Here is a 20296-nt window from a genome sequence, read left to right as displayed (position 1 = left end):
ATTACGAATAGAAGAGTAGGAGGAGTAAACGTATCTAAAGTATTTAAAATTTTTAAAATAGTTTAGATAAATTGTTGACATATTCAAATGAGAATGTTACAATAGTATTACAAAAAGATTTCTTTATATTTCTAAAATATTACAAAGGAGTAGAAAAATGAAAAAGAAAACCTATATCAAATTGATGGCAGCAACTGTATTGGCTTCTACCTTGCTATTAGGAGCTTGTGGAAATAAAAAGGAAACAACTCAAGCAAGCAGTTCTGTTAAGACAAGCCAATCATCAAGCTCAAAAGCAGCTTCTTCTAGCAAAGAAAGTAAAACTCAGAAGTCCTCAAGTTCAGCTTCATCTGAAAAGACCAAATCATCTACTGACCAGTCTGCAGCAACTGCGACACCATCAGAAGCGACACCTGCACCAGAGCAAAGACAAGGCCAAGAAGTGTCTAATCAACAGGCAGCTAGTCAACAAACTGCTACTCAAGCTCCTTCAACTCAGCAAGGTTCTCAAGCCCAGTCTAACCAGTCAGGCTATGATCCAACAACTGACCGCAAACTTCAAGACAAGCAAGCAGAACACAACAAACGCTACAAGGGTGTTTTAACCATGGTTGATGGTGATTTCTCAGCAGCTGCAGGCAACTGGAAGGGTGCCAATGGTGAAACCATCACAGTTTCATCAGGAGGCAAATTCACAGTAGAATCTGCTGATGGAAAGAAAGAAAACTACTCTATCAGAGACTATTCTTATACTCTTGACGATGGTAAGTATAATGCTACAATCGGTGGAGGAAAGACCGTTCAAATTACCACAGGTGCAGATGGCAAGATTTCCAGTGTTGCTTTAGCTCAATAGTAGAATTTAGAATCTCAAGTTTATAGACATTTTAAAAACCCGTAACTGAATGAAGTTTACGGGTTTTCTGTGTTTAAACTTTCTCCAATTGCAAGAGGGCTTCAATCTCTGCTAGGGTACTAGCTTGTGAAATGGCTCCACGGAGTTTGGCAGCGCCAGAAGTTCCACGGAGGTAGTGAGGAGCGAGGCCGCGGAATTCACGAACTGCGACGTTTTCTCCTTTGAGGTTAATCAAGCGTTTCAAGTGTTCGTAGGCGATTTTTATCTTGTCCTCAAAGGTCAAATCAGGTAGGATTTCTCCTGTTTCAAAGTAATGGTTGATCTGGTTGAAGAGGTAGGGATTTCCCATGGCAGCGCGACCAATCATAACTGCGTCAGCACCAACTTCTTCGATGCGTTGTTTGGCTTCTTGGACTGTGCGGATGTCGCCGTTAGCGATGAAGGGAATCTTGGTAAGAGCTTGGGCAACCTTATGAAGAGTTTCAAGGTCGGCGTGGCCTGTATACATTTGTTCACGGGTACGGCCATGCATGGCGAGGGCAGAAACACCTGCAGCTTCAGCAGCGAGGGCATTCTCTACTGCCAGAGATGGGTCAGCCCAGCCAGTACGCATTTTGACAGTAAGGGGAATATCAAGAACCGATTGGACCTTGTTGATGATAGAGTAGATCTTGTCTGGATCTTTGAGCCACATAGCTCCAGCTTCGTTTTTCACGATTTTGTTAACAGGGCAGCCCATGTTGATATCCACGATATCGGTTTTGGTGTTTTCTTGGATGAATTCTGCTGCGCGTGCTAGGCTGTCTTCATCACTACCAAAGAGTTGGATAGAGACAGGGTTTTCGCCTTCGTCAATATGAAGCATGTGCAGGGTTTTTTCGTTGTTGTATTGGATTCCCTTGTCAGAGACCATTTCCATTACAACGAGTCCAGCTCCGAGCTCTTTTGCAATAGTACGAAAGGCTGAGTTGGTCACGCCAGCCATGGGTGCTAAAACGGTACGATTGGGAATCTCAACATTGCCAATCATAAAAGGTGTATTAAGATTTGTCACGAATGAGTTCCTCCAGGTCGTTTTCATCAAAGTTATAGGTAGTTTGGCAGAATTGACAAGTGATTTCTGCTCCGTGGTCTTCCTCTTTCATTTCCTGTAAGTCTGAGCTTGGAAGGCTAGCAAGAGCGTTCATAAAGCGTTCATGGCTACAGTCACATTGGAAACGGATTTCTTCTTCAGAAAGACGCTTGTAGGCCTCGTCACCGTAGATTGCCTTGAGGAGGGCTTCGATATGGTCTTCGCTTTCGAGAAGGGTTGAGATAGCTGGCATTTCTTGGATGCGTTTTTCAAAGCGAGCAATCTCTTCTTCCTTGGCTCCTGGCAAGACTTGGACTAGGAAACCACCTGCAACCTTGACCTTGTCTTCCTCGTCCAAAAGGACATTGAGGCCGACTGCTGAAGGGGTTTGTTGGCTTTCGGTCAGGTAAAAGGCCAGGTCTTCACCGATTTCCCCAGAGATAAGGGGAGTCATAGAGTTGTAAGGATTTCCAGTACCGTAGTCTGTGATAACGAGGAATTGACCATTTCCAACAAAAGGTCCAACTAGGACTTCACCAGTTGCAGTCTTTTTGATGTCAACACCAGGATTTTGAACGTAGCCTTTGACGTTCCCCTTGGTATCAGCAACGGTGATAATGGCTCCTAGAGAGCTAGATCCCAGTACCTTCACTGTTAGTTTGGTATTTCCTTTTTCATTGGCTGCGAGAATCTGGCTAGCGATAAGAGTTCGACCAAGCGCTACAGTTGAGCTAGCTTGGGTTTGGTGTTTTTCTTGAGCAGTGCGGACGGTTTCTGTGCTATCAAGGACAAAAGCACGAAAGGCTCCGCTTTCTGATATAGTTTTAATAATTTTATCCATAGCTACTATTTTAGCATAAAAATGCCCAAAGGGGGAGCCGTGTGTTTGTTGATTTTCAGGATAATGGACCGGGAATTTAGCAGGGAAATAAAAAGAGAAACAGATTATTTCAGCATTTGTAAGATTTATGCTATGCTTAAGGTAGAACATGAAAGGGGTAACAAATGTATTTAGGAGACTTGATGGAAAAGGCTGAATCTGGCCAATTTTCAATCCTTTCCTTTCTCTTACAAGAGTCTCAGACGACCGTCAAGGCTGTAATGGAGGAAACAGGATTTTCAAAAGCAACCCTAACCAAATATGTCACCCTGCTCAATGACAAGACTTTGGACAGTGGTTTAGAGATGAATATCTCCTTAGAAGATGAAAATCTGCGCCTGTCGATCGGTGCAGCTACCAAGGGGAGAGATATCCGTAGCCTGTTTTTGGAGAATGCTGTTAAATATCAGATTCTTGTTTATCTTCTCTACCACCAACAGTTTTTAGCCCATCAGCTGGCTCAAGAATTGATGATTAGTGAGGCTACGCTTGGTCGCCACTTGGCTAGTTTAAATCAGATTTTGTCAGAATTTGATTTATCCATCCAGAATGGACGTTGGCGAGGTCCAGAGCATCAGATTCGCTATTTCTATTTCTGTCTTTTCCGCAAGGTTTGGTCGAGTCAGGAATGGGAAGGCCATATGCAGAAACCAGAGAGAAAACAGGAGATTGCCAGTTTAGAAGAGATCTGTGGTGCAAGTTTGTCTTCGGGGCAGAAATTGGACTTGGTTCTCTGGTCTCACATCAGTCAACAACGTCTCCGGGTCAATGCCTGTCAGTTTCAAGTCATAGAAGAAAAAATGCGAGGGTATTTTGACAATATTTTCTATCTTCGTTTGCTGAGAAAGGCTCCGTCCTTTTTTGCTGGGCAACACCTTCCTTTAGGAACTGAGGATGGTGAGATGATGATTTTCTTCTCTTTCCTCATATCTCATCGCATTCTTCCTCTTCATACTATGGAGTATATCCTTGGATTTGGAGGGCAGTTAGCAGATTTACTGACGCAATTGATTCAAGAAATGAAGAAGGAGGAGTTACTGGGTGATTACACAGAGGACCATGTTACCTATGAACTCAGTCAGCTTTGTGCTCAAGTCTATCTTTATAAGGGCTATATTTTACAGGATTGCTACAAGTACAAGTTAGAGAATCGTCATCCATATTTACTGATGGAACATGATTTTAGGGGGACGGCAGAGGAAATTTTTCATGCTCTACCTGCCTTTCAGCAGGGGACGGATTTGGATAAGAAAATTCTCTGGGAATGGCTTCAGTTGATGGAATATATGGCTGAAAATGGTGGTCAGCATATGCGGATTGGTCTGGATTTGACATCTGGTTTTCTTGTCTTTTCAAGGATGGCAGCCATTTTGAAACGGTATTTGGAATATAATCGTTTTATTACCATTGAAGCCTATGACCGAACTCGACATTATGATTTGCTGGTTACCAATAACCCCATTCATAAGAAGGAACAAACCCCAGTCTATTATTTAAAAAATGACTTGGATATGGAAGATTTGGCGGCTATTCGTCAGTTATTATTCACTTAAAAGGCTTGGTCGTTCCAGGTCTTTTTTGTGAAATTCACACAATCTCCTCACATTTTTTAAAAAATTAAAAAAAGTTGATGAACAAGAAAGCGCTTTATTTTGTATACTAGTTACTGTAAAGAGGAAACATCCTCAAGATCTTTATCAGGAGGACAGCACATGTCACAAGAAAAATACATTATGGCCATTGACCAGGGAACTACAAGTTCTCGTGCCATCATTTTCAACAAAAAAGGGGAAAAGGTTAGCTCGAGTCAAAAAGAGTTTACCCAGATTTTCCCTCAGGCAGGTTGGGTAGAGCACAATGCCAATGAAATTTGGAACTCCGTCCAGTCAGTTATTGCGGGTGCTTTCATCGAAAGTGGTGTCAAGCCAAATCAAATTGAAGCAATCGGGATCACCAACCAGCGTGAAACAACTGTTGTCTGGGATAAGAAAACAGGGCTCCCTATCTACAACGCTATCGTTTGGCAATCACGTCAGACAGCACCTTTGGCTGAACAACTAAAAAGTCAGGGTTATGTGGAAAAATTCCATGAAAAGACTGGTTTGATCATCGATGCTTACTTCTCTGCTACCAAGGTTCGTTGGATTTTGGACCATGTAGAAGGCGCTCAAGAGCGAGCAGAAAAAGGAGAATTGCTCTTTGGTACCATTGATACTTGGTTGGTTTGGAAATTGACTGACGGTGCGGCTCACGTGACGGACTACTCAAATGCAGCTCGTACCATGCTTTATAATATTAAAGAACTCAAATGGGATGATGAGATTTTGGAAATTCTCAACATTCCTAAGGCTATGCTGCCAGAAGTTCGTTCTAACTCTGAAATCTACGGTAAGACAGCCCCATTCCATTTCTATGGTGGAGAAGTCCCAATCTCAGGTATGGCTGGGGACCAACAGGCAGCCCTCTTTGGACAGTTGGCCTTTGAACCAGGTATGGTCAAGAATACTTATGGAACAGGTTCTTTCATCATCATGAATACTGGTGAAGAGATGCAGTTGTCTGAGAACAACCTCTTGACAACCATTGGTTACGGAATTAATGGCAAGGTTTACTATGCCTTGGAAGGGTCTATTTTCATCGCAGGAAGTGCCATTCAGTGGCTTCGTGATGGACTTCGCATGGTCGAAAATTCACCAGAATCTGAAAAATATGCCCGTGATTCTCACAACAACGATGAAGTTTATGTTGTTCCAGCCTTTACAGGTCTAGGAGCTCCATACTGGAACCAAAACGCTCGCGGTTCTGTCTTTGGCTTAACTCGTGGAACAACTAAAGAAGACTTTATCAAGGCGACTTTGCAATCTATCGCTTATCAAGTGCGTGACATCATCGACACCATGCAAGTGGATGCGCAGACAGCTATCCAAGTCTTGAAAGTAGACGGTGGTGCAGCTATGAATAATTTCCTCATGCAGTTCCAAGCTGACATTTTGGGAATCGATATCGCACGCGCCAAAAATTTGGAAACAACAGCTCTGGGGGCAGCCTTTCTAGCAGGTTTGTCAGTGGGCTATTGGAAGGACTTGGATGAGTTGAAACTCTTGAATGAGACAGGAGAACTCTTTGAACCATCTATGAATGAATCTCGCAAGGAACAACTCTACAAGGGCTGGAAGAAAGCTGTGAAAGCAACCCAAGTCTTTGCGGAAGTAGACGACTAATACTGGAAGAATAAAGTGACTTAGTTAGAAAGTGTGTAAATATGGAATTTTCAAAGAAAACACGTGAATTATCAATTAAAAAAATGCAGGAACGTACCCTGGACCTCTTGATTATCGGTGGAGGAATCACAGGGGCTGGTGTAGCCTTGCAGGCGGCAGCTAGTGGTCTAGATACTGGTTTGATTGAAATGCAGGACTTCTCAGAAGGAACATCCAGCCGTTCAACAAAATTGGTTCACGGCGGTCTTCGTTACCTCAAACAATTCGACGTAGAAGTAGTATCAGATACAGTTTCAGAACGTGCAGTGGTTCAACAAATCGCTCCACACATTCCGAAACCAGACCCAATGCTCTTACCAGTTTATGAAGAAGATGGAGCAACCTTTAGCCTCTTCCGTCTGAAAGTAGCTATGGACTTGTATGACCTTTTGGCAGGGGTTAACAATACGCCTGCTGCAAACAAGGTTTTGAGCAAAGAAGAAGTCTTGGAACGCCAGCCAAACTTGAAGAAAGAAGGTTTGGTAGGAGGTGGAGTTTATCTTGACTTCCGTAACAACGATGCGCGTCTCGTAATTGAAAACATCAAACGTGCCAACCAAGACGGTGCCCTCATTGCTAACCACGTGAAGGCAGAAGGCTTCCTCTTTGACGAAAGTGGCAAGATTACAGGTGTCGTAGCCCGTGATCTCTTGACAGACCAAGTCTTTGAAATCAAGGCCCGTCTGGTGATTAACACAACAGGTCCTTGGAGCGACAAGGTGCGCAATTTGTCTAATAAGGGAACACAATTCTCACAAATGCGTCCAACTAAGGGAGTTCACTTGGTAGTGGACTCAAGCAAGATCAAGGTTTCACAGCCAGTTTACTTTGATACAGGTTTGGGTGATGGCCGTATGGTCTTTGTTCTCCCACGTGAAAACAAGACTTACTTTGGTACAACTGATACAGACTACACAGGTGATTTGGAACATCCAAAAGTAACTCAGGAAGATGTAGATTACCTACTTGGCATTGTCAACAACCGCTTCCCAGAAGCCAATATCACCATTGATGATATCGAAAGTAGCTGGGCAGGTCTTCGTCCATTGATCGCAGGCAATAGCGCTTCTGACTACAATGGAGGAAATAACGGAACCATCAGTGATGAAAGCTTTAACAACTTGATTGCGACTGTTGAATCTTACCTCTCTAAAGAAAAAACTCGTGAAGATGTAGAGGCTGCTGTTAGCAAGCTTGAAAGCAGTACCTCTGAGAAACATTTGGATCCATCTGCAGTTTCACGTGGTTCGAGCTTGGACCGAGATGACAATGGCCTCTTGACCCTTGCTGGTGGTAAAATCACAGACTACCGTAAGATGGCTGAAGGAGCTATGGAGCGCGTGGTTGACATCCTCAAAGCAGAATTTGACCGTAGCTTTAAACTCATCAACTCTAAGACTTACCCTGTTTCAGGTGGAGAATTGAACCCAGCAAATGTAGACTCAGAAATCGAAGCCTTTGCGCAACTTGGAGTGTCACGTGGTTTGGATAGCAAGGAAGCTCATTACCTAGCAAATCTTTACGGTTCAAATGCACCGAAGGTCTTTGCTCTTGCTCATAGTTTAGAACAAGCACCAGGACTCAGCTTGGCGGATACCTTGTCCCTTCACTATGCAATGCGCAATGAGTTGGCTCTTAGCCCAGTTGACTTCCTTCTTCGTCGTACCAACCACATGCTCTTTATGCGTGATAGCTTGGATAGCATCGTTGAGCCAGTTTTGGATGAAATGGGACGATTCTATGATTGGTCACAAGAAGACAAAGCAGGCTACCGTGCGGATGTCGAAGCGGCTCTCGCTAACAACGATTTAGCAGAATTAAAAAATTAAGAAAAAATAAAAGAGGTGGAGGGCAGCATTCCTTGCCGCCCGCCCCTTCTTTTTAATGGAGACAGAAAGATGATGAATGAATTATTTGGAGAATTTCTAGGGACTTTAATCCTAATTCTTCTAGGAAATGGTGTTGTTGCTGGTGTTGTTCTTCCAAAAACCAAGAGCAACAGCTCAGGTTGGATTGTGATTACGATGGGTTGGGGGATTGCAGTTGCAGTTGCAGTCTTTGTATCTGGAAAACTCAGTCCAGCTCATTTAAACCCAGCTGTGACCATTGGTGTGGCTTTAAAAGGTGACTTGCCTTGGGCATCCGTTTTCCCTTATATCCTAGCCCAGTTCGCAGGGGCTATGCTCGGTCAGATTTTGGTTTGGTTGCAATTCAAACCTCACTATGAGGCAGAAGAAAATGCAGGAAATATCCTGGCAACCTTCAGTACTGGACCAGCCATCAAAGATACTGTATCAAACTTGATTAGTGAAATCCTAGGAACTTTTGTATTGGTATTGACAATCTTTGCTTTGGGACTTTATGACCTTCAAGCAGGAATCGGAACCTTTGCAGTGGGAACTTTGATTGTCGGTATCGGTCTATCCCTAGGTGGGACAACAGGTTATGCCTTGAACCCTGCACGTGACCTTGGACCTCGTATCATGCACAGTATCCTTCCAATTTCAAACAAGGGAGACGGAGACTGGTCTTATGCCTGGATTCCTGTTGTGGGACCTGTTATCGGTGCAGCCTTGGCCGTGCTTGTATTCTCACTTTTCTAATCTAGAAAACAATTATGTTGATAGAGCTTGAGATGAAAATCTCAGGCTTTTTCATTGAGTATAACTTCTTAGAGCTAGCCTCCAACGATAATAATCATTCCTTTAAAAGTAGGAATAATAAAGGCAATAGTTTTTGCTTTTTCATGTGAAAAATCTCACTTTTGTTTTCTGCTATTTTATGCTAAAATATTAAAAATCAAATTTTAATTCCAAAGTTGGAAATAAAGATGGGAGAGCTGTATGTCTAATTCATTTATCAAGTTGCTAGTCTCTCAATTGTTTGCAAATTTAGCAGATATTTTCTTTAGAGTAACAATCATTGCTAACATATACATTATTTCAAAATCAGTAATTGCCACGTCACTAGTTCCCATTTTAATAGGGATATCCTCTTTTGTTGCGAGTCTTTTAGTTCCTTTAGTTACTAAAAGGATAGCGCTCAATAGGGTTTTATCTTTCTCTCAATTTGGAAAGACTATATTATTAACGATACTGGTAGGAATGTTTACCGTAATGCAATCAGTAGCGCCTTTGGTGATCTATCTATTTGTTGTTGTAATTTCCATATTAGATGGTTTTGCAGCACCCGTTTCCTATGCTATTGTGCCACGTTATGCGACCGATTTGGGCAAGGCTAACTCAGCCTTATCGATGAGTGGTGAAGCTGTTCAATTGGTGGGTTGGGGATTAGGTGGACTCTTGTTTGCAACAATTGGTCTGTTACCTACCACGTTTATCATTTTAATCTTGTATATCATTTCTAGCTTTCTGATGTTATTTCTTCCGAAGGCTGAAGTGGAGGTGCTAGAGTCAGAGACAAATCTTGAAATTTTGCTCAAAGGTTGGAAGTTAGTTGCTAGAGATCCTAGATTAAGACTTTTTGTATCAGCAAATTTATTTGAAATTTTCTCAAATACGATTTGGGTTTCGTCTATCATACTTGTCTTTGTAACTGAGTTATTAAATGAAACGGAAAGTTACTGGGGATATTCTAATACAGCATACTCTATTGGTATTATAATTAGTGGCTTAATTGCTTTTAGGCTATCTGAAAAGTTCCTCGCTGCTAAATGGGAAAGTATTCTTTTTCCTCTTGTAGCCATGGCAATAGTGACACTGACTATTCTATATTTTCCAAATGCACAGATGTTTTTAGTATTTTCAGCTTTAGTTGGTATGTTATCGCAGCTAAAAGAAGTTCCTGAAAGTGTATTTCTTCAGGAAACAGTAGAGGAAAATAACTTGGTTAATGTCTATTCCGTTCTGGAAGTGATTTCGACACTAGCATTTTCAGTATTTGTTTTGCTAATGAGCTATATTACTGAGAGTTTTGGTATTAGCATCAGTTTTTGGCTATCAGCCATTTGTCTGATGATAGAAGCTATTTTAATTTATATCAGACGAGATTATTTTAGGTAAGAGACTAGTTAAAAAGTCTTGAAAAATTAGAAAAGCGCATAGTATCAGGTGTTGAAAAAACTTGATATTGTGCGTTTTATTATGAAATTGAATTATGAAGAGAAAGTTCAAATCCATGAACTAAAAAACAAGGAATCAGCTTAAAGCAACTTTCAACTATATTTGGAGTAGGTATTTCTAAACTAACATACATTTTTAGTTTGTTTTGATCGTTATGGGATTGAAATTGTCAAGAAAGGGCAGAATCGCGATTATTCTCCAGAATTAAAACAAAAAATGATTGATAAAGTTCTTCTTGAAGGTCGTTCGCAAGGAAGTGCTAGTCTTGATTATGCCCTCCCAAACCAAGGAATGCTTCCAAATTGGCTGGCACAATACAGGAAAAACAGGTATACTATTGCTGAGAAAATAAGAGGAAGGTTAGCTAAAATGGGACGTAAACAGAAGAAAACTTGTGAAGAAATGACAGAATTAGAACGATTTAAGGAGGAGAATGAACGCTTACGTACTGAGGTAGCTTACCTAAAAGAGTTAGAGGAAAGAGTCGAAGCTTTACAGCTAAAAAGTCAGAATCCTTCACCGGTTCCTTCATCAATTTTTTGTTCTTGAATTTTATTTATTGTGTGAATAATTTTGTATCATTATTGGGGTTCAGTACTAAGAGTCATTTGGATTTTTTATTTTAAGAAATAAAATAACAGAAGTATTTATAGTTTTTAAATTATGGTATAATGAATAAAGTTAACTATCCTTGGTAATATGATAGGAACTAATCTTAAAAAGATAAATCATGAGATGAGAAAAAGAAAAAAGGAGTTTGGCTGGTATGAATTATTTCGAGGGGAATGAGTTTTTCCTTCTTTTGTTTGTAGTTTTACTAATTGGTTTTGCAGTAAACTTTTTTGAAAAACGTAAGGACTACTATATTTTGGTGCTCTCCCTCTTATTTGCAGGAGCTATTTATGGCAAGAGTAGAGCAATGATTGTCTATTTAATCTCCTTTGTAATTTATCAATATTTTCTGGTTTTCATAGCACAGAGGATAGAAATAAAGCGGCTGAAACCACTGGTTTTCCTTTCCATTCTTCCTTTAGTGATCAATAAAGTCTTTGCCCTGACTTCTCTGCATTTGTTGGCCTTTATTGGAATTTCTTACATGTCCTTTAAGACCATTCAGATCATGCTAGAAATATCGGATGGCTTGATTAAAGAAAAGATTAGCATAAAAGACTACCTGCAATTTTTACTTTTTTTCCCTACAGTTAGTGCTGGTCCGATTGATCGGAGTAGGAGATTTTTAAAAGAGATAAACGAGGTCATGCCTCGAAAAGAGTATCTAGAGTTAGCAGGGGACGGTGTGTATCGTATCATTCTAGGCCTTCTTTACAAGGTTGTTTTATCAACCTATGTTTACCAGATGTTACTCGCTCTAAATAATACTGGTACAGTCGTTTACTCAATCAAGTATATGTACCTCTATACCTTGTATCTGTTCTTCGACTTTGCAGGCTATAGTCTAATGGCTGTTGGAAGTAGTAACATTCTAGGTATTCAGACACCGATGAACTTTAACAAACCTTTCTTGAGTGTCGATATCAAGGATTTCTGGACCAGATGGCATATCACCTTGTCGACCTGGTTGAGAGATTTTGTATTTTCAAGAGTATTGATGCAGGTTATCAGGAAAAAATGGTTTAAAAATAGACTACACAATGCAACCTATGCCTATATGGTCAATATGTTGGTCATGGGTTTTTGGCATGGCCTTAGTGTTAGCTACATTGTTTATGGTTTTTATCATGGTGTCTTGATGGCTGGATTTGAAGTGTATCAAAAGAAAAGCACTTTTTATAAGAAAAATAAAAACAAAAATTGGTATAAACTACTAAGTTGGTTTGTGACCATGAATTTGGTTATGATTGGTTTCTTTATCTTTTCAGGTGAACCCTATAAAATCTTACTTACGATTTTAAAGAGATAAGAAATTGAAAAGAGATTGGACGGATCGAAGGGATAGGATAAAACGAGATGATTAAACTAAAAGCATTTTTGCTATCGCTTGTGCTCGTAATTGCGACGCTTGCCCTTTTAAATGTGACATACGTCAAGAAGATTGATGATTATTATAAAGTAAAGGATAATAGTATTCGCTATAGCACTTCGTATGAAAAGTATAAAAGTAGAGATATTCTGACAAGCAATATTACTCCCAATACATTTGTTTTATTGGGATCATCTGAGTTGGTTGCGACGATAAATGAAGACTATCATCCCAATAAAATTTTTAACTACAACGATTTTAATATCATGCAGATTGGGACCAGTTATTCACAAAACATCATTCAGGCTACGACCTTGGGTTCTATTGAAGGATCTATGACTAATCGAAAAGTGGCTATAATAGAGTCGGTTCAGTGGTTTGAAAAAGATGGGACTCATCAGGATGCCTTTTTGAATAAGGCTTCTCAGGAACATATTTTCCACATGCTAGATAATGACAAGATTAGTAAGGAAACGAAAGAGAAACTGATCAATCGCATTATCGAGATTACCAAGGGAAACAAGCAACAAAATGACATCTACAAAAAATACAAAAGTTATTTCATAGATGGAAAAGGAACTATTGTTGAAAAAAAACTATTAGAGTTTGAGAACGTGATGTATTCCTTTAAGCTCAAACAGACTTTTTATCAAAAACATGCCAAATCAGATTATCCTTCGCTAGGAGACAAAACCCCAGACTATGATTGGGAAAAAATGACGGATCGGTTTGTGGAAGAGGTCAAAAAGAAAACAGACAATAATGACTATGCTGTTGATAATAATTACTACAATACTTACTTAAAAGACCGCTATGCATCGCTGAAAGATTCTAATAAAGATTTGAGCTATCTGGAGTCACCAGAGTATTCAGATATGGAACTCTTCTTGACAGTTGCCAAGGAATTGGGCATTGAAGTTGAGGTCATTATTTTCCCAGTAAATGGTAAATGGAACGACTACACAGGAGTCTCAAGAGAGATGCGAGAAAAAACTTATAAAAAAATAGAAGATGTCGCAAAAAGCCATGGTGCAACCGTATTAAACTATGGAAACAGAGAGTATGATGATTACTTTTTATTTGACGTGATGCACGTTGGAGTGAAAGGATGGATGGAAGTTGAAAAAGAACTTTACAAATTTGCAAACCAAGATAACTAACACACACCGTTTAATCTTGTGGACGTTATTTTTCTATACGGTTATCTTAAGCATCGTGATTTATTGTTTTGTGACCGATTTTTCGAACATTCAAGAATTTATCTATAGTGAATTTTAGGATTACATACTATAAAAAACTCTAGATAAAGGGAACTGCACCGATAAAGTGAGACATAAGATAAGGCTCTATAATATTTATAGTGGAGACATCCTCTATAGGTAGTATGGAGCCTACTTTATTGTAGCCCCATATAATTTATACTGAAAAGCATTCAATCTATCATTAGAAAGAATCATATGGAACAAATTAATATTACTGAAACGTAGTGAAAATAGACGGGTAAACAATTGAAAAACTAGTCTATAAAATGGTATAATAGCAGAAAAATAAATTAGTAAGAAATTGATTTTATTTTAGCGAAAAATTACAGAAATGAATGGTTTTTCTTGATGAAACAGAGAAAAGAATTGTACCTCTTTTTTGGTCGGACAGCCTTGTATTTTATTATCTTTCTTGGGCTACTTTACTTTTTTAGCTATCTTGGTCAGGGTCAAGGAAGCTTTATCTATAATGAATTTTAACTTGAAGGAGAATCCTTATTATGTCAAATAAACCAATAGTAGATATGATTGAAACTATTGAGCATTTTGCTCAGACCCAGCCTAGCTATCCTGTTTACAATGTTTTGGGGCAGGAACACACTTATGGAGATTTGAAAGCTGATTCGGATAGTTTGGCTGCAGCCATTGACCAACTAGATTTACCTGAGAAGTCTCCTGTGGTTGTTTTTGGTGGCCAAGAATATGAAATGTTGGCAACCTTTGTAGCGCTGACTAAGTCGGGGCATGCCTACATTCCAATTGACAGCCATTCGGCCTTGGAGCGAGTTTCAGCTATTTTAGAAGTAGCAGAGCCAAGCTTGATTATTGCTATCTCAGACTTTCCATTGGAGCAGGTTTCTACACCGATGATGACTCTAGCTCAGGTTCAAGAAGCCTTTGCTCAGGGGAATAATTATGAGATCACGCATCCAGTCAAGGGCGATGATAATTACTACATCATCTTTACTTCTGGTACGACTGGTAAGCCAAAGGGAGTGCAGATTTCACATGATAACCTCCTCAGCTTTACCAACTGGATGATTACGGACAAGGAATTTGCGACACCGAATCGTCCGCAAATGCTGGCTCAGCCACCTTATTCTTTTGATCTGTCTGTCATGTACTGGGCTCCGACCTTGGCACTGGGTGGTACGCTTTTCGCTCTTCCTTCAGCTATTACTCAGGACTTTAAGCAACTCTTTGCGACCATCTTTTCATTGCCAATCGCTATCTGGACCTCAACCCCTTCTTTTGCAGATATGGCTATGTTATCAGAAGACTTTAATAGCGAGAAAATGCCTGGAATTACGCATTTCTACTTTGATGGTGAAGAGTTGACGGTCAAAACGGCTCAAAAACTGCGTGAGCGTTTCCCGAATGCCCGTATTATCAATGCTTACGGCCCAACAGAAGCGACAGTAGCCCTATCAGCAGTTGCTGTGACAGACGAGATGTTGGCGACTCTCAAACGCCTACCAATCGGCTATACCAAGGCCGACTCTCCAACCTTTATCATTGATGAGGACGGCAAGAAACTGTCAAATGGTGAACAGGGAGAAATTATTGTTTCTGGACCAGCCGTTTCAAAAGGTTATATGAATAATCCTGAAAAAACGGCAGAAGCCTTCTTTGAGTTTGAAGGTCTACCAGCCTACCATACAGGAGATGTGGGAACTATGACAGATGAGGGCTTGCTTCTCTACGGCGGACGCATGGACTTCCAGATTAAGTTCAACGGTTACCGCATTGAGTTAGAAGATGTCTCTCAAAACCTCAATAAGTCTCGCTTTATCGAGTCTGCTGTTGCAGTACCGCGCTATAATAAAGACCACAAGGTGCAAAATCTTCTAGCCTATGTCATCTTAAAAGATGGTGTTCGTGAGCAGTTTGAGCGTGATATCGATATTACCAAGGCCATTAAGGAAGACTTGACAGATATTATGATGTCTTATATGATGCCGTCCAAATTCCTTTATCGAGACAGTTTGCCACTGACTCCAAATGGAAAAATTGATATCAAAGGATTGATTAATGAGGTAAATAGGAGATGATGGAGTTCTTTAAACAGCTTCCTCATTTAGAGCCATACGGCAATCCTCAGTATTTTGTCTATGTGATTGTTGCAACCTTGCCCATCTTTATCGGCCTCTTTTTCAAGAAACGCTTTGCCTGGTACGAGGTATTGGTTAGTCTCTTCTTTATCGTTACCATGCTGGTAGGTGGGAAGACTAATCAATTGGCTGCCTTGGGCATTTATCTGTGCTGGGAAATATTGCTCTTGCTTTTCTATAAGCACTATCGAAAAAGTAAGGATGGTAAGTGGGTTTTCTACCTAGTTAGTTTTCTGTCCCTACTTCCGATTATCTTTGTCAAGGTGCAGCCAGCTATCAATGGAACGCAGTCTTTGCTTGGCTTTTTGGGTATTTCTTACCTGACCTTTCGTTCGGTTGGGATTATCATCGAGCTGAGAGATGGAGTGATTAAGGATTTTACCCTCTGGGAATTCCTCCGTTTTCTTCTCTTCATGCCGACCTTTTCAAGTGGCCCAATCGATCGCTTTAAGCGTTTTAATGAAAATTATCAGACCATTCCTGAGCGGGATGAGTTGATGGATATGTTGGATGAATCTGTTCGCTATATTATGTGGGGATTTTTGTACAAGTTTATCCTGGCTCATATTTTAGGAGAAACTTTACTACCTCCTCTGAAGAATCTAGCCCTGCAGTCAGGTGGCTTCTTTAACCACTATGCCTTGGCAGTCATGTATACCTTTGGTCTGGAGCTTTTCTTTGACTTTGCAGGTTACTCTATGTTTGCCTTAGCCATTTCAAATTTGATGGGAATTCGTAGCCCTATCAACTTTAATAAGCCTTTTTTATCAAAGGATTTAAAGGAATTTTGGAATCGCTGGCACATGAGTCTCTCTTTCTGGTTCCGTGACTTTGTCTTTATGCGAATGGTCATGGTATTGACCAGAAAGAAGGTCTTTAAGAATCGCAATGTCACTTCAAGTGTGGCCTACATTATAAATATGCTGATTATGGGATTTTGGCACGGTGTGACCTGGTACTACATCGCCTATGGGCTCTTTCATGGGATTGGACTGGTCATCAATGACGCTTGGGGTCGTAAGAAAAAAACACTCAATAAGGAACGGAAAAAAGCAGGGAAAGCTGCTCTACCTGAGAATCGCTGGATTCAGTTGCTTGGCATGGTTGTCACATTCCATGTCGTCATGCTATCATTCTTGATCTTTTCTGGATTTTTGAATGATTTATGGTTTAAAAAATAAAAGGAAATAAAATATGGATATCAAATCAGAAGTTATCGAAATTATTGATGAGTTGTTTATGGAAGATGTTTCTGACATGATGGATGAAGATCTTTTTGATGCCGGTGTCTTGGATAGTATGGGAACGGTTGAGTTGATTGTGGAGATTGAAAACCGTTTTGACATTCGTGTCCCTGTAACAGAGTTTGGTCGTGACGACTGGAATACAGCCAATAAAATCATAGCTGGTATTGTGGAGCTACAAAATGCTTAAACGCTTATGGATGATCTTCGGACCGGTCTTGATAGCTGGTTTGTTGGTTTGTCTGCTTATCTTTTTCTATCCTACTGAGATGAATCATGATCTGGGAGCTGAGAAGCGTTCAGCGGTGGCTACTACCATTGAAAGTTTTAAGGAGCGGAGTCAAAAGGTCAGAGCCCTATCTGATCCAAACATGCGTTTTGTTCCCTTCTTTGGCTCCAGTGAATGGCTTCGTTTTGACAGTGCTCATCCTGCAGTCTTGGCTGAGAAATACAATCGCTCCTACCGTCCTTATCTTTTAGGACAGAGAGGAGCTGCTTCACTCAATCAGTATTTTGGGATGCAACAGATGTTGTCACAGCTAGAGAATAAACAAGTTGTGTATGTTATCTCACCACAGTGGTTCAGTAAAAATGGCTATGAGCCAGCAGCCTTTCAGCAGTATTTTAATGGAGACCAGTTGACCAGTTTTCTGGAAAATCAATCTGGAGATCATGCTAGTCAATATGCAGCGACTCGCTTACTGCATCAGTTCCCAAACGTAGCTATGAAGGATCTGGTTCAGAAGTTGGCAAGTAAAGAAGAATTGTCGTCTTCAGACAATGAAATGATTGAATTATTGGCTCGGTTTAATGAACGTCAAGCTTCCTTTTTTGGTCAGTTTTCAGTTAGAGGCTATGTCAATTATGATAAGCATGTGGGTAGATATTTAAAAACCTTACCAGATCAGTTTTCTTATCAAGCCATAGAAGATATTGTTAAAGCAGATGCCGAAAAGAATACTTCTAATAATGATTTAGGAATGGAAAATTATTTCTATACTACTCAGATTAAAAAGGATTTGAAGAAATTAAAAGGTTCTCAGAAAACACATACCTATCTCAAGTCGCCAGAGTATAATGACTTGCAGTTGGTTTTAACACAGTTTTCTAAATCTAAGGTCAACCCGATTTTTATCATTCCACCTGTTAATAAAAAATGGATGGACTATGCTGGTCTACGAGAGGATATGTACCAACAAACGGTGCAGAAGATTCGCTACCAGTTAGAAAGTCAAGGTTTTACTAATATAGCAGATTTTTCTAAGGATGGAGGGGAGCCTTTTTTTATGAAGGATACCATTCATCTGGGTTGGTTGGGTTGGTTGGCATTTGACAAGGCCGTTGATCCTTTCCTATCCAATCCCACTCCAGCTCCGATGTACCATCTGAATGAGCGCTTTTTCAGTAAAGACTGGGCGACTTATGATGGAGATGTCAAGGAATTTCAATAGATAATAGTATGGAAGAGTTCAAGAATGAAACTGGTTTTCACGTTTTTTCTTGACTCTTTTTTTGGTTGTGATATAATTAACCAGTAAATAATTCTTCAAAGAATAGTATTTTCTCTTAAAAAAGAGAAGTCCAAAAGGAAAGGAGTCAGATATGAGACAGCTAGCGAAGGATATCGATGCTTTTTTGAATGAGGTGATTTTGCAGGCGGAAAATCAGCATGAAATCCTAATAGGTCATTGCACTAGCGAGGTAGCTCTGACCAATACCCAGGAGCATATCCTCATGCTCTTGTCAGAGGAATCTTTAACTAATTCAGAGTTGGCTCGTCGCCTCAATGTCAGTCAGGCGGCAGTTACAAAGGCCATTAAGTCTTTGGTCAAGGAAGGGATGTTGGAAACATCTAAAGATCCGAAGGATGCGCGTGTGATTTTTTATCAGTTGACTGATTTGGCTCGTCCAATCGCTGAGGAGCACCATCATCACCATGAACATACACTTTTAACCTATGAACAAGTGGCGACTCAGTTTACTCCAAATGAACAAAAAGTGATCCAGCGGTTTTTGACTGCTTTAGTAGGAGAAATCAAATAATGAGATATATTACGGTAGAGGATTTATCCTTCTATTATGATAAGGAGCCCGTTCTTGAACATATCAATTATAGTGTTGATAGTGGGGAATTTGTTACCTTGACAGGGGAAAATGGAGCGGCTAAGACGACACTGATTAAGGCCAGTCTTGGAATCCTCCAGCCACGCATTGGAAAGGTGACTATTTCAAAGACAAATACGCAGGGTAAGAAATTGAGAATAGCTTACCTTCCTCAACAGATTGCCAGTTTTAATGCTGGTTTTCCAAGTACGGTTTATGAGTTTGTCAAGTCGGGTCGCTATCCGCGAAAAGGTTGGTTCCGTCGTTTGAATGCTCATGATGAGGAGCATATCAAGGCCAGTCTGGACTCAGTTGGCATGTGGGAACACCGAGACAAACGCTTGGGTTCTCTATCTGGGGGACAAAAGCAACGAGCGGTGATTGCGCGTATGTTTGCTTCGGATCCAGATGTGTTTATCCTAGATGAGCCGACAACGGGAATGGATGCAGGAAGTAAAAATGAATTTTACGAACTCATGCACCACAGCGCCCATCATCATGGCAAGGCTGTTTTGATGATTACCCATGACCCTGAAGAAGTTAAGGACTATGCGGACCGCAATATTCATCTAGTTCGTAACCAAGATTCGCCATGGCGTTGTTTCAACGTTCATGAGAATGATCAGGAGGTAGGCCATGCTTAGTTTATTATCTTATGACTTTATGCAGCGTGCCTTTCTGGCCGTTATTGCCATGAGTCTTTTCTCGCCGGTATTGGGAACCTTCCTTATCTTGCGTCGTCAGAGTTTGATGAGTGATACTCTCAGCCACGTCTCGCTTTCGGGTGTAGCTTTTGGTTTGGTTCTGGGGATTTCTCCGACTATTTCCACTATTGCCATTGTCTTGATTGCGGCGGTCTTTTTGGAGTATCTCCGTACGGTTTACAAGAGCTTTATGGAAATCGGGACAGCTATCCTCATGTCAACAGGTCTGGCTGTTTCTCTGATTGTCATGAGCAAGGGTAAAAGCTCGAGTTCAATGAGTTTGGACCAGTATCTTTTTGGTTCAATCGTGACTATCAGTGAAGAGCAGGTTATTTCCCTCTTTGTCATTGCGGCGGTTGTTTTGATTTTGACCTTCCTCTTCCTTCGTCCAATGTATATCTTGACCTTTGATGAGGATACGGCCTTTGTGGATGGTTTGCCAGTTCGTACCATGTCCATTCTTTTTAACATGGTGACAGGGGTGGCAATTGCCCTTATGATTCCTGCTGCAGGAGCTCTTTTGGTATCGACTATCATGGTCTTACCAGCTAGTATTGCCCTTCGTCTGGGGAAAAACTTTAAATCGGTTATGCTGCTTGCCAGTGCTATTGGATTTTTGGGAATGGTAGCAGGACTTTACATTTCCTACTATGCAGAAACACCTGCAAGTGCAAGTATTACCATTATTTTTGTAACTGTCTTTTTACTCATCAGTTTAGTAAGACGTTTTATCAAATAGGA

At 40.5% G+C, this 20296-nt stretch carries 18 protein-coding genes and 1 pseudogene; 17 read left to right on the top strand and 2 right to left on the bottom strand.

The window, feature by feature from the left end; genetic code table 11:
- Window positions 1-157 precede the first annotated feature (157 nt).
- Window positions 158-856: a hypothetical protein gene (locus tag N8M95_RS04810; RefSeq protein WP_261116712.1), complete on the top strand. Its 699-nt coding sequence runs from the start codon at window positions 158-160 to the stop codon at window positions 854-856.
- A 73-nt stretch (window positions 857-929) separates the two neighbouring features.
- Here N8M95_RS04810 and dusB read toward each other — a convergent pair whose 3' ends face one another.
- Window positions 930-1910: a tRNA dihydrouridine synthase DusB gene (gene dusB / locus N8M95_RS04805; protein WP_020902156.1), complete on the bottom strand. Its 981-nt coding sequence runs from the start codon at window positions 1908-1910 to the stop codon at window positions 930-932.
- The gene (gene hslO / locus N8M95_RS04800; RefSeq protein WP_000357854.1) at window positions 1897-2769 is read right to left on the bottom strand and encodes an Hsp33 family molecular chaperone HslO; all 873 of its coding nucleotides are present in this window, start codon (window positions 2767-2769) and stop codon (window positions 1897-1899) included. Before hslO ends, dusB begins: the two co-directional genes overlap by 14 nt.
- A gap of 164 nt (window positions 2770-2933) precedes the next feature.
- Here hslO and N8M95_RS04795 point away from each other — a divergent pair, with 164 nt between their 5' ends.
- From N8M95_RS04795 to N8M95_RS04720, 16 genes and pseudogenes are all read left to right on the top strand, one after another.
- Window positions 2934-4361, top strand: a complete 1428-nt coding sequence (locus N8M95_RS04795) for a helix-turn-helix domain-containing protein (RefSeq protein WP_261116711.1) — start codon at window positions 2934-2936, stop codon at window positions 4359-4361.
- A 159-nt stretch (window positions 4362-4520) separates the two neighbouring features.
- Window positions 4521-6029: a glycerol kinase GlpK gene (gene glpK / locus N8M95_RS04790; protein WP_000076786.1), complete on the top strand. Its 1509-nt coding sequence runs from the start codon at window positions 4521-4523 to the stop codon at window positions 6027-6029.
- 41 nt (window positions 6030-6070) lie between these two features.
- A complete protein-coding gene (glpO, locus tag N8M95_RS04785) occupies window positions 6071-7897 on the top strand; it encodes a type 1 glycerol-3-phosphate oxidase (protein WP_261086557.1) in 1827 nt (608 codons plus the stop codon).
- A 69-nt stretch (window positions 7898-7966) separates the two neighbouring features.
- A complete protein-coding gene (locus N8M95_RS04780; protein WP_000980817.1) occupies window positions 7967-8671 on the top strand; it encodes an MIP/aquaporin family protein in 705 nt (234 codons plus the stop codon).
- A gap of 240 nt (window positions 8672-8911) precedes the next feature.
- On the top strand, window positions 8912-10090 hold the full coding sequence (locus tag N8M95_RS04775) for a ryptide export MFS transporter (protein WP_084928727.1): 1179 nt from the start codon (window positions 8912-8914) through the stop codon (window positions 10088-10090).
- A gap of 81 nt (window positions 10091-10171) precedes the next feature.
- Window positions 10172-10627: pseudogene (locus N8M95_RS04770) on the top strand (transposase); the annotation flags it as partial.
- A 289-nt stretch (window positions 10628-10916) separates the two neighbouring features.
- Window positions 10917-12071 carry a D-alanyl-lipoteichoic acid biosynthesis protein DltB gene (gene dltB / locus N8M95_RS04765; RefSeq protein ID WP_261116710.1) on the top strand — a complete coding sequence of 385 codons (1155 nt, stop codon included), beginning with the start codon at window positions 10917-10919 and terminating at the stop codon, window positions 12069-12071.
- Window positions 12072-12118: 47 nt separating this feature from the next.
- On the top strand, window positions 12119-13291 hold the full coding sequence (gene dltD / locus N8M95_RS04760) for a D-alanyl-lipoteichoic acid biosynthesis protein DltD (RefSeq protein ID WP_261116709.1): 1173 nt from the start codon (window positions 12119-12121) through the stop codon (window positions 13289-13291).
- A 450-nt stretch (window positions 13292-13741) separates the two neighbouring features.
- Window positions 13742-13873: a teichoic acid D-Ala incorporation-associated protein DltX gene (locus tag N8M95_RS04755; RefSeq protein WP_004262018.1), complete on the top strand. Its 132-nt coding sequence runs from the start codon at window positions 13742-13744 to the stop codon at window positions 13871-13873.
- Window positions 13874-13893: 20 nt separating this feature from the next.
- Window positions 13894-15444 (top strand): D-alanine--poly(phosphoribitol) ligase subunit DltA, encoded by a 1551-nt coding sequence (gene dltA / locus N8M95_RS04750; RefSeq protein WP_261116708.1) that lies wholly within the window; start codon window positions 13894-13896, stop codon window positions 15442-15444.
- A complete protein-coding gene (gene dltB, locus N8M95_RS04745; RefSeq protein WP_261116707.1) occupies window positions 15441-16685 on the top strand; it encodes a D-alanyl-lipoteichoic acid biosynthesis protein DltB in 1245 nt (414 codons plus the stop codon). Before dltA ends, dltB (N8M95_RS04745) begins: the two co-directional genes overlap by 4 nt.
- A 13-nt stretch (window positions 16686-16698) precedes the next feature.
- Entirely contained in the window at window positions 16699-16938 is a 240-nt protein-coding gene (gene dltC / locus N8M95_RS04740) for a D-alanine--poly(phosphoribitol) ligase subunit DltC (RefSeq protein ID WP_000351967.1), read from the top strand.
- The gene (gene dltD, locus N8M95_RS04735) at window positions 16931-18199 is read left to right on the top strand and encodes a D-alanyl-lipoteichoic acid biosynthesis protein DltD (protein ID WP_120770789.1); all 1269 of its coding nucleotides are present in this window, start codon (window positions 16931-16933) and stop codon (window positions 18197-18199) included. Before dltC ends, dltD (N8M95_RS04735) begins: the two co-directional genes overlap by 8 nt.
- A gap of 151 nt (window positions 18200-18350) precedes the next feature.
- Window positions 18351-18791, top strand: coding sequence for a zinc-dependent transcriptional regulator AdcR (adcR, locus tag N8M95_RS04730; RefSeq protein ID WP_001249308.1), 441 nt, complete (start codon window positions 18351-18353; stop codon window positions 18789-18791).
- Window positions 18791-19495 (top strand): metal ABC transporter ATP-binding protein, encoded by a 705-nt coding sequence (locus N8M95_RS04725; protein ID WP_001269496.1) that lies wholly within the window; start codon window positions 18791-18793, stop codon window positions 19493-19495. The genes adcR and N8M95_RS04725 overlap by 1 nt, the downstream gene beginning before the upstream one ends.
- The gene (locus N8M95_RS04720) at window positions 19488-20294 is read left to right on the top strand and encodes a metal ABC transporter permease (RefSeq protein ID WP_000950030.1); all 807 of its coding nucleotides are present in this window, start codon (window positions 19488-19490) and stop codon (window positions 20292-20294) included. Before N8M95_RS04725 ends, N8M95_RS04720 begins: the two co-directional genes overlap by 8 nt.
- The last annotated feature ends 2 nt before the right edge of the window (window positions 20295-20296 follow it).

It is taken from the genome of Streptococcus mitis (assembly GCF_946190325.1).
Lineage (GTDB): Bacteria > Bacillota > Bacilli > Lactobacillales > Streptococcaceae > Streptococcus > Streptococcus mitis_CF.
The sequence above is the reverse complement of the archived record's forward strand: the minus strand, read 5'-3'. Positions and strand labels throughout refer to the sequence as shown.

Excerpts from the sequence above, each read along its gene's own strand:
- N8M95_RS04810 (WP_261116712.1), top strand. The coding sequence starts at position 158 with ATGAAAAAGAAAACCTATATCAAATTGATGGCAGCAACTGTATTGGCT.
- hslO (WP_000357854.1), bottom strand. The coding sequence starts at position 2,769 with ATGGATAAAATTATTAAAACTATATCAGAAAGCGGAGCCTTTCGTGCT.
- N8M95_RS04795 (WP_261116711.1), top strand. The coding sequence starts at position 2,934 with ATGTATTTAGGAGACTTGATGGAAAAGGCTGAATCTGGCCAATTTTCA.
- glpK (WP_000076786.1), top strand. The coding sequence starts at position 4,521 with ATGTCACAAGAAAAATACATTATGGCCATTGACCAGGGAACTACAAGT.
- glpO (WP_261086557.1), top strand. The coding sequence starts at position 6,071 with ATGGAATTTTCAAAGAAAACACGTGAATTATCAATTAAAAAAATGCAG.
- N8M95_RS04780 (WP_000980817.1), top strand. The coding sequence starts at position 7,967 with ATGATGAATGAATTATTTGGAGAATTTCTAGGGACTTTAATCCTAATT.
- N8M95_RS04775 (WP_084928727.1), top strand. The coding sequence starts at position 8,912 with ATGTCTAATTCATTTATCAAGTTGCTAGTCTCTCAATTGTTTGCAAAT.
- dltB (WP_261116710.1), top strand. The coding sequence starts at position 10,917 with ATGAATTATTTCGAGGGGAATGAGTTTTTCCTTCTTTTGTTTGTAGTT.
- dltD (WP_261116709.1), top strand. The coding sequence starts at position 12,119 with ATGATTAAACTAAAAGCATTTTTGCTATCGCTTGTGCTCGTAATTGCG.
- N8M95_RS04755 (WP_004262018.1), top strand. The coding sequence starts at position 13,742 with ATGAAACAGAGAAAAGAATTGTACCTCTTTTTTGGTCGGACAGCCTTG.
- dltA (WP_261116708.1), top strand. The coding sequence starts at position 13,894 with ATGTCAAATAAACCAATAGTAGATATGATTGAAACTATTGAGCATTTT.
- dltB (WP_261116707.1), top strand. The coding sequence starts at position 15,441 with ATGATGGAGTTCTTTAAACAGCTTCCTCATTTAGAGCCATACGGCAAT.
- dltC (WP_000351967.1), top strand. The coding sequence starts at position 16,699 with ATGGATATCAAATCAGAAGTTATCGAAATTATTGATGAGTTGTTTATG.
- dltD (WP_120770789.1), top strand. The coding sequence starts at position 16,931 with ATGCTTAAACGCTTATGGATGATCTTCGGACCGGTCTTGATAGCTGGT.
- adcR (WP_001249308.1), top strand. The coding sequence starts at position 18,351 with ATGAGACAGCTAGCGAAGGATATCGATGCTTTTTTGAATGAGGTGATT.
- N8M95_RS04725 (WP_001269496.1), top strand. The coding sequence starts at position 18,791 with ATGAGATATATTACGGTAGAGGATTTATCCTTCTATTATGATAAGGAG.
- N8M95_RS04720 (WP_000950030.1), top strand. The coding sequence starts at position 19,488 with ATGCTTAGTTTATTATCTTATGACTTTATGCAGCGTGCCTTTCTGGCC.